General features: G+C 76.6%; 9 protein-coding genes. 6 read left to right on the top strand and 3 right to left on the bottom strand.

Going from position 1 to position 13,395, the window contains the following annotated elements:
* The first annotated feature begins 2 nt into the window (after positions 1-2).
* Both ACFVTF_RS34170 and ACFVTF_RS34165 read left to right on the top strand, forming a co-directional pair.
* Positions 3-3,623 carry a serine protease gene (locus ACFVTF_RS34170; RefSeq protein ID WP_387817932.1) on the top strand — a complete coding sequence of 1,207 codons (3,621 nt, stop codon included), beginning with the start codon at positions 3-5 and terminating at the stop codon, positions 3,621-3,623.
* A 65-nt stretch (positions 3,624-3,688) separates the two neighbouring features.
* Positions 3,689-4,633 carry a bifunctional riboflavin kinase/FAD synthetase gene (locus ACFVTF_RS34165; protein ID WP_363586521.1) on the top strand — a complete coding sequence of 315 codons (945 nt, stop codon included), beginning with the start codon at positions 3,689-3,691 and terminating at the stop codon, positions 4,631-4,633.
* 55 nt (positions 4,634-4,688) lie between these two features.
* On the opposite strand, the gene ACFVTF_RS34160 is transcribed toward ACFVTF_RS34165, so the two are convergent.
* From ACFVTF_RS34160 to eccE, 3 genes are all read right to left on the bottom strand, one after another.
* A complete protein-coding gene (locus ACFVTF_RS34160; protein WP_387817931.1) occupies positions 4,689-6,917 on the bottom strand; it encodes a MinD/ParA family protein in 2,229 nt (742 codons plus the stop codon).
* Between the two features lie 129 nt (positions 6,918-7,046).
* Positions 7,047-7,814, bottom strand: a complete 768-nt coding sequence (locus ACFVTF_RS34155; protein ID WP_387817930.1) for a hypothetical protein — start codon at positions 7,812-7,814, stop codon at positions 7,047-7,049.
* Entirely contained in the window at positions 7,814-9,244 is a 1,431-nt protein-coding gene (eccE, locus tag ACFVTF_RS34150) for a type VII secretion protein EccE (protein WP_387817929.1), read from the bottom strand. Before eccE ends, ACFVTF_RS34155 begins: the two co-directional genes overlap by 1 nt.
* 179 nt (positions 9,245-9,423) lie before the next feature.
* Between eccE and ACFVTF_RS34145 the strand changes: the two genes are divergently transcribed.
* The 4 genes from ACFVTF_RS34145 to mycP all read left to right on the top strand — a co-directional run bounded on the left by ACFVTF_RS34145 (position 9,424) and on the right by mycP (position 13,358).
* The gene (locus ACFVTF_RS34145) at positions 9,424-11,139 is read left to right on the top strand and encodes a type VII secretion protein EccB (protein ID WP_387817928.1); all 1,716 of its coding nucleotides are present in this window, start codon (positions 9,424-9,426) and stop codon (positions 11,137-11,139) included.
* 181 nt (positions 11,140-11,320) lie between these two features.
* Positions 11,321-11,626, top strand: a complete 306-nt coding sequence (locus ACFVTF_RS34140; protein WP_350885676.1) for a WXG100 family type VII secretion target — start codon at positions 11,321-11,323, stop codon at positions 11,624-11,626.
* A 102-nt stretch (positions 11,627-11,728) separates the two neighbouring features.
* Positions 11,729-12,025, top strand: coding sequence for a WXG100 family type VII secretion target (locus tag ACFVTF_RS34135; protein WP_371516970.1), 297 nt, complete (start codon positions 11,729-11,731; stop codon positions 12,023-12,025).
* 100 nt (positions 12,026-12,125) lie between these two features.
* Entirely contained in the window at positions 12,126-13,358 is a 1,233-nt protein-coding gene (gene mycP, locus ACFVTF_RS34130; RefSeq protein ID WP_387817926.1) for a type VII secretion-associated serine protease mycosin, read from the top strand.
* Positions 13,359-13,395: the final 37 nt, after the last annotated feature.

The raw sequence follows: 13,395 nt of genomic DNA, 5'->3' as shown, positions 1-13,395 counted from the left end.
GAATGCCGGGATTCCTGGACGGCAACGGCGTGGCGGGAGATCCGGGGCGGTACCTGCTGCGGGTCCGCGACCTCAACGGGCGACTGCACGGCTTAGGGTTCGTCGCCGACTCGCAGGGCACCGTCCTGACCGCCCACGAGAGCGTCACCGGCCTGGACCGGATCGTCCTGCACACCCCCGGCGGGCAGACCAGGGTGCTGGGCCCGGACGCCGTACTGCCGCTGCCCGAGCACGGGCTCGCCCTGCTGCGCACCGACGCGGTCGGCGGGCTGCCCGTGCCGCCGCTGCCCGTCGCGGCCCTCGGGGCCGGGCGCGAGGTGCTGCTGCCCGCGCTGGCCGGCGAGGACGGGCGGGTGGTGGCGCTGCGCTGCGGTCTGCTCGGTGCCGCCGGGTCCGGGGCCGGTGGGGCCGGCGGGGTGCTGCTGCTCGACCCGCCGGTGGTCGCCGGCGTCGCGGTGCCGGCGGGTTCGCCGGTGCTGGACGCCCGCAGCGGCGCCGTGGTGGCCCTGGCCGTGCCCGCGCTGCGCGGGCCGCAGCACGACGGCGCGCTCCCGGCGGTGCCGGCCGGCGGCGGCGCGGTCGCGGTCGCCCCGGCGCTGGCCGAACTGCTGGCGCGCAACGGCGCGGCCGTACCCGGCTACGGGCCCGCGCTCAACCTGGCCGGCGTGCTGCGGCTGACCGCCGCCCAGCTGGCCGCCGCCGGGGCCGGCCCGGACCGCGTCGCCGGGCTCGCCGCCGACCGGGTCGACCGGCCCGACGGACTGGCCGGGGACGAACCGCGGGCCACCGTCACCGCCCTGGTCGGCGCCCCCGGCAGCGGGCGCTCCACCGAACTCGCCGCCCTCGCCGCCCGCCGCGCCGGTGGCGCCCGGCCGCTGCCCACCCTCTGGCTGCGCGGCGCCGACCTGCGCGCCGAGGACCGCTCGCTCGCCGCCCCGGTGGAACGGGCCCTGGCCGCCGTCGCGGCCGAGCTGGGCATCCCGGCGCCCGCGCCGGAACCGGTGGCGGCGCTGTGCGCGGCGGCCGGGCGGCCGCTGCTGGTGGTCCTGGACGGCCCCGAGGAGGCCCCGGCGCCGCTGGACCCGCGCTGGCTGCGCGGCGCCGGGGACTGGCTGACCGGCTGCGGGGCGCGGCTGCTGACCGCCTGCGGCGAGGAGGCCTGGGTGCGGCTGGCGGCCGAGAAGTGGGGCAGCGGCACCGGCCACGCCCGCTACCCGGACCAGCCGGAGCCGGGCGGCGACCTCGCCAGCGCCCCCACCGTCCGGATGGACGGCGGCGGCCCCGGTGCCCCCAGCCTCGCCGGGCACCGGCTCGGCCCGCTTCCCGCCGAGGCGGCCGAGCGGGTGCGCCGCCGCTACGGGCTGCCGCCGGGCTGGCCGGCCGACGCCGACGCGCGGCACCCGCTGGCCGTCCGGCTGGCCGGCGAGCTGTGGGCGGAGGGCCTGCGCGGGGAGCCGGCCCGCCGGGGCGAACTGTTCGCCGCCTACCTGGACCTGCGCTGCCTGCGGGTGGCCGGGCGGCTGGTCGAGGACGGCCGGCAGCGCCGCCCGGGCGCCCACCGCCGCAGCTCCGCCCGCCCGGCCGGGCCCTCCCACGGGCGGGTGCGGCGGCTGGCGGCCGCGGTGGCCGGACGGGTGCACGAGGCGGCCCGGCGGATGCTCGGCGCCGGGCCGGGCGGCCTGGGCCGGGCCGCCTTCGAGGAGCTGTTCCCGGCGGCCGGTGGCTGGGCCACGGCCGTCCTCGCCGAGGGCCTGTTCGTCCCGGCCGGGCCCGGATTCCGGTTCGCGCACGGGGAGTTCGCGGACTGGCTGCAGGGCCTGCACCTGGACCTGGACGCCGCGCTGCGGCTGCTGCTCGGCGAGGCCGCGGACACGCCCTCCGCACCCGCGAACGGGCCGGAGGGCGCGCCTGCGCAGGGCCCCCCGCGCGGCGTCCCCCGGCACCGGATCGGCCCGGTCGCCGCCGCGCTGCGCCGACTGGCCGAGACCTGGGGCGCACCCGCCCTGGACCCGTGGCTGCACCGGCTCTGGCGCGCCCTGGACCTGCGCCCGCCCGGCAGCGAACCGGCCTGGTGGGCGGGCCGGCTGCTCACCGCCGGGCTGGCCGCCAGCCCGGATCCGACCGAACACCGGGCGCTGCTCGACCAGTTGGCCGGTCGGATCGCCGAACGGGCCGCCGCCGAAGGCGGGTTGGACGCGCTCCCGGCGGACGGGCTCGGCGCGTTCGGCCCGGCGTTCTGGACCGGCCTCGGCCTGCCCGCCGAGGCCGAACTCGCGCTGCTGCGCCGCCTGGTGACCGCCGACGGGCCCGGGCAGCCGTTCCTCGGCGCGGTGGCCGAACGGCTGCGCGCCGACCCCGTCGCGGTGTTCCCGCTGCTCTGCGCCTGGTTCGACGATCCGCGCGGCCTGCCCGGCCGCCCCGGGCACACCGTCGCCGACCTCGCCCACGACCTGCTGCACGCCCACCGCCGGCTCGCCCTGGACGAGTTGGCCGACGCCCTGGCCGACGCCGCGCACCCGAGGGCGGACGCGCTGCTCACCGTGCTCGCCACCGAGGAGCCCTCCGCGCTCTGCCGGGCGGTGGACCGCTGGAGCCACGACGGGCGGCCCGAGCGGCACGTCGCCGCCGCCGTGCACGCCCTGCACGCCGCCCCGCACGCCGTCGGCGCCGCCGCCGGACTGCTGCGGTTCACCGCGCTGACCCTGCTCGCCCGCGAGGACGAACCGGGCCTGCACGGCGCCGCCCTCGCCCTGCTGGTCGGCGACCCGGCGACCAGGGCCGAGCACCTCCCCGCCGCGCTGGCCCTGCACCGGGCGGGCGGCGACGCCTTCCTCACCCCCAGGGCGCTGGCCCCCGCCCTGGAGAGCGACCCGGAACCCGTCCTGGCCGCGCTCGCCGACCGGCTGGCGGCCCCCGGCGCGGCCGCCGCCGAGACCCTGCGGATGCTCGCCGACGCCCGCACCCCGGTGGCCACCCGGCGGGGCGCCGAACTGGCCGCCCGGCTGCTGCGCGAGCACCCGGCCCTGGCCGGCCCGGTCGCCGTCGACTACCTGGGCCGCCGCCTGGAGCGCGCCGCGACCGGCGGCCCGGCCGCCCGGCTGGAGCTGCGGGTACTGCTCGGCGGCGCGCTGGCCGCCCGGACGGCCGGGGTGCGGCGGCCGTTCGCCCAGGTGCTGTCCGTCCCGGTGGCCGACCCGGCGGCGGAAGCGCTGCGCTGCGAACTGCTGGACACCCTGCTCGCCATCGAGACCGACCCGGGGGTGCTGACCGCGGCCGTGGAGCGGCTGGCCGAGCACTGCGCGGCCGAGAACCCGGCCCGGGCCCGCGCGGTGCTGGCCCGGGCGACGCCAGGCCTGCCGGACGCGGACGAACTGCTGGTGCGCTGGGCCGGCCGCTCGGCGGCGTTCGCGCAGCTGCTCGCCCAGTGGCCGCGGGACGCCGCCCCGACCGCGCCGGACGGGCCCCGGCTGGCCCGGATGCGGGCCCTGGCGGCGGCCGGCCGCGACCCGCAGTACGCGGCCGCCGAGGCGGAGCGGGCCGTGCCCGGGCGCGTCGCGCACCCGCCGGTGCGCCCAACCCGTATTCCGGTGCCGGAGCAGGAGCAGGCGCATGGCACGCTATAGGGGTTCGGGTTTGAGCGTTTGAGCGTACAGAGGGTACGCGCCGTACGGAACAAGGAGCGGTCAGGGTGCAGCGCTGGCGTGGCCTGGAGGAGATCCCCGCTGACTGGGGACGCAGCGTCGTCACCATCGGCTCGTTCGACGGGGTGCACCGCGGGCATCAGCTGATCATCGGTCGGGCGGTCGAGCGGGCCCGCGAACTCGGCCTCCCCGCGGTGGTGGTGACCTTCGACCCACACCCGCGCGAGGTCATCCGCCCGGGCAGCCACCCGCCGCTGCTCGCCCCGCAGGCGCGCCGCGCCGAGCTGATCGCGGGCCTCGGCGTGGACGCGGTGCTGGTGCTGCCGTTCACCCCGGAGCTGTCCCAGGAGTCGCCGGAGACCTTCGTCCAGCAGGTCCTGGTCGACGCCCTGCACGCCCGGGCCGTCATCGAGGGCCCCAACTTCCGCTTCGGGCACCGGGCCGCCGGGGACGTCGCGCTGCTCACCGAGCTGGGCCGCTCGGCCGGCTTCGACGTCGAGGTGGTCGACCTCCAGGTGAGCGGCGCCGCCGGGGCCGGCGAGCCGTTCTCGTCCACCCTGACCCGGCGGCTGGTCGAGACCGGCGACATGGCCGGCGCCGGCGAGGTGCTGGGCCGCCCGCACCGGGTCGAGGGCGTGGTGGTGCGCGGCGCGCAGCGCGGCCGCGAGCTCGGCTACCCCACCGCCAACGTCGAGACCGTGCCGCACAGCGCGATCCCGGCCGACGGCGTGTACGCGGGCTGGCTGACCGCCGACGGCGAGCGCATGCCCGCCGCCATCTCGGTCGGCACCAACCCGACCTTCGACGGCACCGCCCGCACCGTCGAGGCGTACGCCATCGACCGGGTCGGCCTGGACCTGTACGGGCTGCACGTGGCCGTGGACTTCCTGGCCTACCTGCGCGGGATGGAGAAGTTCGACTCCATCGACGCGCTGCTCGACCGGATGGCCGACGACGTCAAGCAGGCCCGCGAGCTGACCGACGGCGTCTGAGCACCGCCGCAGCACGGGGAAGGGCCCGCCGACCTGGTCGGCGGGCCCTTCGGCGTCACTGCGGGGGCTGCTGCGGGTGGCCGTAGCCGGGCGGCGGCTGGTAGCCGTCCGGCGGGGACGGCGGGGCGGGCTGGGACGGCGGGACGGGCTGCGGCGGCTGGCCCTGGACGGGCGGGTAGCCGTAGCCCGGGCCCGGCTGCGGGGCCGCCTGCTGCTGGGCGCCCGGCTGCGGCCAGGCCGTGGGGGCGGGCGGCTGCTGCGGGTAGCCGTAGCCGGGGGGCGGCGGCGGGGCCTGGCCGGGCTGCGGCGCCCACGGCGCCCCGGGGGCGGGCTGAGCGGCCTGGCCCGCCTGACCCGCCTGGCCCGCCTGACCCGGATACGGCTGTGGCTGCGGCTGCGGCGGGTACGGCGTGGCCTGCACCTGCTGCTGCCACCCGGACTGCTGGGCGGCGGCCTGCTGGGCCCGGACGATGTCCTCGCCGACCAGGGTGGCCAGCTCGAAGTAGGCCTCACGGACCTTGGGCCGCATCATGTCGAGGTTGACCTCGGCGCCGGCCGCCAGGCTCTCGTCGAACGGCACCACGATCACCCCGCGGCAGCGGGTCTGGAAGTGCGCGACGATGTCCTCGACCTTGATCAGCTTGCTGGTCTCGCGCACCCCGGAGACCACCGTGATGCTGCGCTGCACCAGGTCCGCGTAGCCGTGCGCGGAGAGCCAGTCCAGGGTGGTCGAGGCACTGGAGGCGCCGTCCACGCTGGGGGTGGAGACGATGATCAGCTGGTCGGCGAGGTCCAGCACCCCGCGCATCGCGCTGTACAGCAGGCCGGTGCCGGAGTCGGTCAGGATGATCGGGTACTGGCGGCCCAGCACGTCGATGACCTGGCGGTAGTCCGAGTCGTTGAACGTCGTCGAGACCGCCGGGTCGACGTCGTTCGCCAGGATCTCCAGGCCGGAGTTGAGGTCCTGCGAGGTGAACTGACGGATGTCCATGTAGCTGCGCAGGTGCGGGATGGCCGTCACCAGGTCGCGGATGGTCGCGCCGGTCTGGCGCTTGACCCGGCGGCCCAGGGTGCCGGCGTCCGGGTTGGCGTCGATCGCGATCACCTTGTCCTGGCGCTCGCTGGCCAGGGTCGCGCCGAGCGCGGTGGTGGTCGTGGTCTTGCCGACCCCGCCCTTGAGGCTGATCACGGCGATCCGGTAGCAGCTCAGCACCGGGGTGCGGATGATCTCCAGCTTGCGCGCCTTCTCGGCGGCCGCCGCCTTGCCGCCGAACTGGAACCGCGGCTGCTGGCGCTGCTGCTTGGGCTGGCTGCGCAGCAGCCGGTCCGAGGACAGCTCGACCGCGGCGGTGTAGCCGAGCGGCGCACCGTGCGCCACGGGCGGCTGCGGGGCGGCGGCGTGCGGGAACGCGACCGGCGGCGGTGCGACGGCGCCCTGCGGCGGCCACGGCTGCACCCCGCCGGACTGCTCGTGCGTCGAGCCCGGCCGCAACTGCTGGTACTCGTGCGGCTGGGGCTGGGGCTGGGCCGACTGCGGGTAGGCGGGGGCCTGCGGCCAGCCGCCCTGGCGCGGATCCACCGGCGCGGGCTGCGGGGCCGGCTGCTGCGGCTGTGCGGGCTGCGGCTGGGCGGCGGCCTGCTGGGCGGCCCACGCGGCGGCGGACTGCGGGTCGTGCGGCGGCAGCGGCTGCTGCGGGGGCAGGTGCTGCGCGGGCGGCTGCGGGTACGGCTGCGGGTACGTCTGCGGCGGGACCGGCTGGGCGGGCTGCACCGGCGGCGCGGCCGGGGCCGGGGCCGGGTACGGCGGCTGTGCGGCCGGGGCGGGCTGCGGCTGCGCCGGGGCCTCCGCCGGCCAGCCCGGGGCGACGGCCGGTGGCTGCTCGAACGCCTGGGCAGGGACGGCGGCCTGGGCAGGAGCGGACGCCGGGAACGGGACGTGCTGCGCCTCGGCCTGGACGGGCTGTGCGGGCGGCACGGGCTGCGCGGACACGGGCTGTGCGGGTACGGGCTGTGCGGGCACGGGCTCCTGAGCCGGCGTCGGGGCCGGAGCCTGGGCGGGCACCGGCGCCGGAGCGGTGGCCTGCGGAGCCTGCACCGCCGGCGGATCCTGAACTGCCGGGGCCGGGGCGGCCGGTGCCTGCACCGCCGGGGTCGGGGCCGGGGCCGCCGAGGCGTCCGTCTGCACGTACCAGGACGGGGGAGTGTAGTCGGGCGCGTCGGACCAGTCGTCGTCGTCCTCTGCCGCGTTGTCGCCGACGTAGACGCCGTCCCGATCGCTGCTCACTAGGGCTCCCTCGTGTTCGCCGCCGCTTGTTCAGCGGTGCCGTTGCCGCATCAAAGACTAGGCCGTGCGGCAACCCCCGTTGAAGGCGGCGTCGGATCCGGAGCGGCCCTCCGGGCCCGGCGCCGCCGCTCAGTCCATCCGGCGCGGACCGCCGAGAACCTGCTGCTCGGCCTGCCCGGCCACGGCCCGCACGTACTGGCGCCGCATCCGGGTGGCCCACAGCGTGAGGTCGTCGCCGAGGGTGGGCAGCGCGGCGACGTCCTCCGGCGGGAGCGACAGCACCCGGCCGGTCAGCTCCGCCTCCTGCGGGGAGATCCGCTGCACGCCCACCAGGTCGGCCGAGTTGAGCACCCGGGCCGCGTTCGGGCCCAGGTACGGCAGCAGGGTCAGGGTGGTCTGCCAGGGCGCGGCGGAGAGCCGGCTGCGCGGCGGGCGGGCGCCGAGGTCGCGCACCACCAGGACCGGCGAGGCCACCGAGGCTCCCTGCGGGCCGAGTCGGCCGACCTGGTGGACCGTCACGCACGGCTGCCCGCCGCCCGCGGCCTGCGCCAGCGGGCCCCACAGCTGCCCGCGCGCGGTCTCCACCGCGACCCGGGCGCCGATCGCGGCCGCCCGCAGCGCGATGACCTGAGCCGTCCACACGCCGCCGACCAGCACCAGGTCGTACGCGCTGGGCCGGAACAGGCCGAGCACCGCGGGCAGCCCCTGCGGGTCGACGCCGATCACCACGCCGTCGTCGCCGACCGGGAAGGCCAGCGCCCCGAGGTCCGCGGCGTCCAGCACGTGCCTCTCCCGGCGCGGGCCGCGCAGCCCGAAGCCGGGCAGGATCCGGGACCGCGCCCGGGGCCGTTCGGCGCCGTGCTGCGGGCCGGGGGCCGGATAGGTCTGGTACGCCATCAGGACGCTCCTCCCAGCGGCAGGGTGGCGAGCACCCCGGGGGCCTGCTCCAGGTCGAGCCGGACCAGGCCGAGTCCGGCGCCCTGCGCCCGCGCCTCCACCTGGCGGCCGACCTGCGTCACCTCGCTCTCGCTGCGCCCGGTCACCCGCAGGTGTCCGCTGACGGTCACCGAGCCGCCGGTGCCGCGCCCGGCGGTCAGGCTGAAGGTGCTGGCCAGCGCGGGAGTGCCGGTGACCAGGTTGACCAGGTCGGGTGCGGCGATCCGGCCGGGCGAGCCGCCGGGGCGGCTGAGCTGCGGCCAGCGGGAGATCCAGTAGGTGCTGTGCCAGCGGTCGTCGATCCGCCAGGACCGGCTGCCCTCCTGGGTGCGGCGGGTGGTGCCGGCGCCGCTGCCGGTGCCCTGGCGCCCGGCCACCGCGAGCGGGTTGGCGCAGGTGGAGATGGCCAGCGCGGCGATCAGCTCGCGCTCGTCCAGCACGGTCGCGTTGAACCCGGCGCTGTTGAGCCGCCCGGCCAGCTGGTCGGTCACCCGTTGCAGCGCCTTACGGGCGCCCTCCTCGCCGCCGCCGCGGGCCCGGACGGCGGCCGCGGCGCGCTCCGGGTCGAGCTTGAGCGCCACCCAGGTCAGCCGCAGCCCGGGGGTGGCGGTGCCGTCCGGCAGCTCCCGGTAGGCGCGGGCGGCCAGCGACTGCTCGGGCAGGTGCGGGGCCGGGGCCGGCTGGGTGTGCTGGACGAGTTGCACCGACTCCAGGGTGATGTCGTCGACCTGGAGCGCCGAGCAGATCACGTCCAGGGGCAGCGGCAGCGCGGTGCGCACCGGGCGCAGCGGCTGGTCCTTGGCCTGGACGAGCAGCACCGAGCTGAGGAAGGTGCCGTCGCCGACCATGCCCGTCTCCCGGCGGACCGGGCGGCCGCCGAGGTCGGCCTCGGTGGCGTGGGTGCAGGTGCGCAGCGCCGGTTCGAGTTCCAGGGCGGGGGCCAGCGCCGGGTCGGTGCCGGCCGGCGGCAGCGTGTTGCGGGCCTGCCGGCGGCGGGACTTGAGGGCGGCGCGCACCCGCAGCAGTTCGGGGATGGTCCGGCCGCGCAGCGGGACCACGGCGAGCACCACCAGGACCAGCGCGACCGCGCCGAAGCCGGCGGCGACCGGCCGGCTGATCGTCCAGCCCACCGCGACCAGCGCGGCCGCGACCTCGACCAGGACGAGCTGTTGGAGCCTCAGCCGCCCGCCGAGCAGCCCGGGCCGGGGGTTGATCCGGAGCTGGACGGGCCCGCGACCGCCTTCGTCACGGCCGCCGCTCCCGCCGGCGGGCGGCAGCGGCTGCCCGGGCGTGCTCCCGGTCGCGGGGCCGCCGTGCTGCGCCCGGCCGGAGCGGCGCGACCTCCCGCCCGTGGCCGGTCCGCGGCGTCCTGGAGCGGTCTGGCTTGGCATCCCCCGGGTGACCCTCTCTGATCAGTTGCCGCGGCCCGGCTGGCCGGTGCGCGGACCGTACCCGTACCGTACTCACCGTCTGGTGCCGCATCGTAGAGGGTTCGTACGGGTTCCCGCCCGGCGGGTGCGGGGGGTGGTGCAGGCCGGTCCGACAAGGTCTGACGAGGGGGACGACGAGGATGGCATCGCGCCGGGACGAGCTGAACGCGTACACCTTCGCCCGCAAGCGCACGGTGGGGGCGTTCCTGCTGCCCGGTGGCGGCGGCAGCGACGAGGACGCGCCGCGCCCGGTGAAGGCGGTGCTGCCGAGCGTGCTGGCGGGGGCGGTGATCGTCGCCGGGTTCGGGCTGTGGGGGGTGTTCAAGCCGAGTGCGCCGCTGCACTGGGACGACGGAAAGAACGTCGTCCAGGGCAAGAAGTCGACCACCCGGTACGTGGTGCTGACCGACCCGGACGGCCGGACCAAGCGGCTGCACCAGGTGCTCAACATGTCCTCGGCGCGGCTGGTGCTGCCGGCCGACGCCAAGGTGGTGGTGGTCGACGACGGGGTGCTCGACAGCTACCCCAACCACGGCCCGACGATCGGCATCCCGTACGCGCCGGACAAGCTGCCGGCGAGGGACAACGCGGACAAGCCGATGAAGTGGTCGGTCTGCGACCGCCCGGGCTCGGACGACAAGCAGGAGACCGTCAACCAGGCGGTGTTCGTGGCGGCCGGCCCGGACGCGGCGGCGCTGGCGGCCAAGGACCGGATGCTCGGCCAGGACCAACTGCTGCTGGTGCAGCAGGCGGACGAGCAGCAGGTCTCCGCGCAGCCGGCGCCGGGCCAGCCCGCGGCCAGGCCGGGTGACGCGAAGGTGTTCCTGGTCGACGCGCAGGGCCGCAAGCACGGCATCGGCTCGCCGCAGGCGGACGACAAGGAGCGCAAGTCGCTGATCACCGCGGTCTTCGGGCCCAACGCGGTGCCGCAGCGCGTCAAGCGCGAGTGGCTGGACACCCTGGTGACGGGCAGCCCGATCACCTTCCCGAAGGTCGACGGGGTGGCGGACAGTCCGAGCCCCAACTCCTCGGTGGAGCTGGGCAACCAGGCCGACCGCCGGATCGGGCGGCTGGTGCACTACCAGGACCGCCACTACGTGGTCGGCAAGGACCGGCTCTACCTGGTGACGCCGTTCCAGGCGGAGCTGATCCGGCAGAACCCGGACTACCAGGACCTCTACAAGTACGACGGCGACAAGCGGCCGCGCAGCGACGAGATGACCCCGGCCGACCACGCCGGGCTCGGCAACGACGTCCGGCTGCCGGGCAGCGGGGACGACTGGCCGCTGAAGTCCGGTGCGCCGGCCAACAACTGGCAGGAGCGGCAGGACGCGCGCCTGGTGGTGTGCAGCACCTTCGACGGCGTCGCCGAGGACGGCCGTACGCCCCGGCGCAGCGTCTGGGCCGGGACGTCCTACCCGGCGCCGTACAACAACGGCGCGGGCGCCGCGTACGTGACGCCCGGGCACGGCCTCTTCTACCGCGCGCTGGACAACGCGGCGGGCGGCTCGGGCACCGACTTCCTGATTACCGAGACCGGTCTGCGCTACTCGGTGCCGGCCAACGGCGACGGTGGCCGCGGCGCCACCACCCCGCCCGGCGCCACCACCCCGCCCGGCGCGCAGCCGGGTCAGAGCGCGCAGCCGGGCCAGGGCGGCGCCCCGAAGACGCCCACCCCGCAGCCGGGCGCCACCACGCCCGACCAGCAGCCGCCGCAGGACGAATCGGGCGCCAACCAGGCCCGGTTGGGCTACAAGGAGCTCCAGCCGCTCCCGGTGCCGCACGAGTGGTCGGACCTCGTCCCGGCCGGTCCGCCGCTGACGGCGAAGAGCGCGGCCCAGCCGCAGAACGCCTGATCGGCCAAGCCCGGCAACGGAATTGGCCCCGGTGTCATGGTCCGGTAACTGCGCCGAGTTCGGTGTTGGGTGAGCTGCGTGTGCCGACTACAGTGCTCCTGGACATCACTCGGGTGATGGGACGGTCGGGCCGCGCTGCCCTCCGTACACGCAATGTCTGTCTCATGGGGGATGGTGGAGCATGGCTCAGGGTCAGTTCACGATGACCGCTCAGGAGATGCTGGCTTTCGCCAAGCGGATCGAGGACGCGATCGGGAAGATCGAGGCTGAGCGGCAGAAGCTCATCAGCACGGTCGATGGCATCACCGGCGGCTGGCAGGGCCAGGCGGCGAACGCCTACAAGGCCTTGCAGGACCAGGTCAACACCGACATCGCGAAGCTGAAGGAGTCGCTGACCGCGATCCAGCACGCGATCGAGCTGACCACCAAGCACTACGCGAGCACCGAGGAAGAGCAGAAGGCGCTGTTCTCCAACGCCCAGGGCTGATCAGCCGCACCGCGCTGATCACCGTTCTGTTCCGACCTTCCGCTCGGTGGGGCGCCCGCGGCTGAGCGCGGGGTGCTCCGCATCCTCGTCAAGGGAGACATCGTGTCCGACCACATCCTCGTCAACTTCGAGACCGTCCACCACGCGGCCGAGGAAGTGCGCGCCTCGGCCGGTCGCATCGACCACCTGCTGAACGACCTCAAGGGCGACGTCAACCGCATCGCGTCCAGCTGGCAGGGCGCGGCCCAGCAGGGCTACCAGGCCCACCAGACCCAGTGGGACGCGCGCGCCGCCGACCTGCAGAAGGTCTGCACGCAGATCGCCTCCTCGCTGGACGGTGCCGCGCAGAGCTACCGGACGACCGAGAACAACAACGCCAAGCTGTGGGGCAACAACTGACCACGCGTTCCCCAGCGGGAACGTGAGGGGGCGGGTGCTCGGACTCCGGGCACCCGCCCTTCGGCGCGCGGCACGGGTGGACGACATGAGGGGTGGCAGGGTGTCCGGACGCGGGTACCGGAAGGCGGCCGCGGCACTGGCCGCGCTCGCCGTGCTGGGCGGCCCGCTCGCCGCCCCGGCGCACGCGGACAGCGGACCGGGGCTGGCCGCCGCGGGAGACTGCCCGAAGAACGCGCCCGACGTGCCGACCGTGCCGTGGTCGCTGCAGCGCCTGCTGCTGGACGAGCTGTGGCAGGGCGGTCGGACCACCGGCGCGGGGGTGACCGTCGCGGTCATCGACACCGGCGTGGACGACCAGAACCCGCAGCTGGCCGGCAAGGTCCTGGAGGGCGGCAACCTGCTGGTCAACCGGGAGACCAAGGAGAAGGTCCCGGGCAGCTCCAAGGAGGACCCGGTCGGCCACGGCACCAAGGTGGCCGGCATCATCGCCGCCCGCCGGTACGACCGGACGGGCTTCGTCGGGCTCGCCCCCGACGCCACCATCCTGTCGATCCGCCAGAACGACAGCGACGGCAACGGCGACGTCTCCACCCTGGTCCAGGCCGTCAACGAGGCGGTCAGGGCCAAGGCCAGGGTCATCAACATCTCGCAGGACGTCCGCGGCGCCGGCGCCGCCGGCTTCGGCGGGTACCAGGAGCTGAAGGCCGCCGTCCAGGCCGCCGAGGACAGCGGCGCCGTGGTGGTCGCCTCCACCGGCAACGACGGCAAGGAGGGCGACACCTACCCCGGCGCGTTCCCGACCGTGCTCGCCGTCGGCGCCTCCGACCGCAACAACGAGCGCGCCCCGTTCTCCCAGTACGGCTCCTTCGTGAAGGTCGCCGCACCCGGCGTCGACATGCTCTCCACCGTCCCCAGGGGCGGCCAGTGCGTCGACAACGGCACCAGCTTCTCCGCCCCGTACGTGTCCGGGCTCGTCGCGCTGCTGGTCGGCGCCCACCCGACCTGGAAGCCGGCCCAGGTGCGGGCCTGGATCGAGCAGACCGCCCAGCGCACCCAGCGCGATCCGGACCGGTTCATCGGCTGGGGCGTGGTCGACCCGGTCAGGGCCGTCACCAAGGCCCCCGAGAGCGCGCCGTTCACCGCCACCCCGGACGCCCCCGTCCAACTGGCCGCCGCCCCGATCGTGCCCCGGCCGGTCGGCCTCGGCGAGACCCAGGCCGACCGCGACGGCCGCACCGCGACGTACGTCCTCGGCATCGGGGCGCTGCTGGTCGCGCTGCTCATCGGCGGCGGCGTCGTCCTGCGCGACCTGCGCCGCAGCTCCGCCGACTGATCCGGGTACGCAGCACCCGCCCGGTGCCCGGGGGTGC

Origin of the sequence: Kitasatospora sp. NPDC057940 (genome assembly GCF_042887425.1) — a bacterium.
GTDB lineage: Bacteria > Actinomycetota > Actinomycetes > Streptomycetales > Streptomycetaceae > Kitasatospora.
The sequence above is the reverse complement of the archived record's forward strand: the minus strand, read 5'-3'. Positions and strand labels throughout refer to the sequence as shown.

What these genes read in the sequence shown, in the direction of transcription:
- ACFVTF_RS34170 (WP_387817932.1), top strand. Translation starts at nt 3, where the DNA reads ATGCCGGGATTCCTGGACGGCAACGGCGTGGCGGGAGATCCGGGGCGG.
- ACFVTF_RS34155 (WP_387817930.1), bottom strand. Translation starts at nt 7,814, where the DNA reads ATGGCGTACCAGACCTATCCGGCCCCCGGCCCGCAGCACGGCGCCGAA.
- eccE (WP_387817929.1), bottom strand. Translation starts at nt 9,244, where the DNA reads ATGCCAAGCCAGACCGCTCCAGGACGCCGCGGACCGGCCACGGGCGGG.
- ACFVTF_RS34145 (WP_387817928.1), top strand. Translation starts at nt 9,424, where the DNA reads ATGGCATCGCGCCGGGACGAGCTGAACGCGTACACCTTCGCCCGCAAG.
- ACFVTF_RS34140 (WP_350885676.1), top strand. Translation starts at nt 11,321, where the DNA reads ATGGCTCAGGGTCAGTTCACGATGACCGCTCAGGAGATGCTGGCTTTC.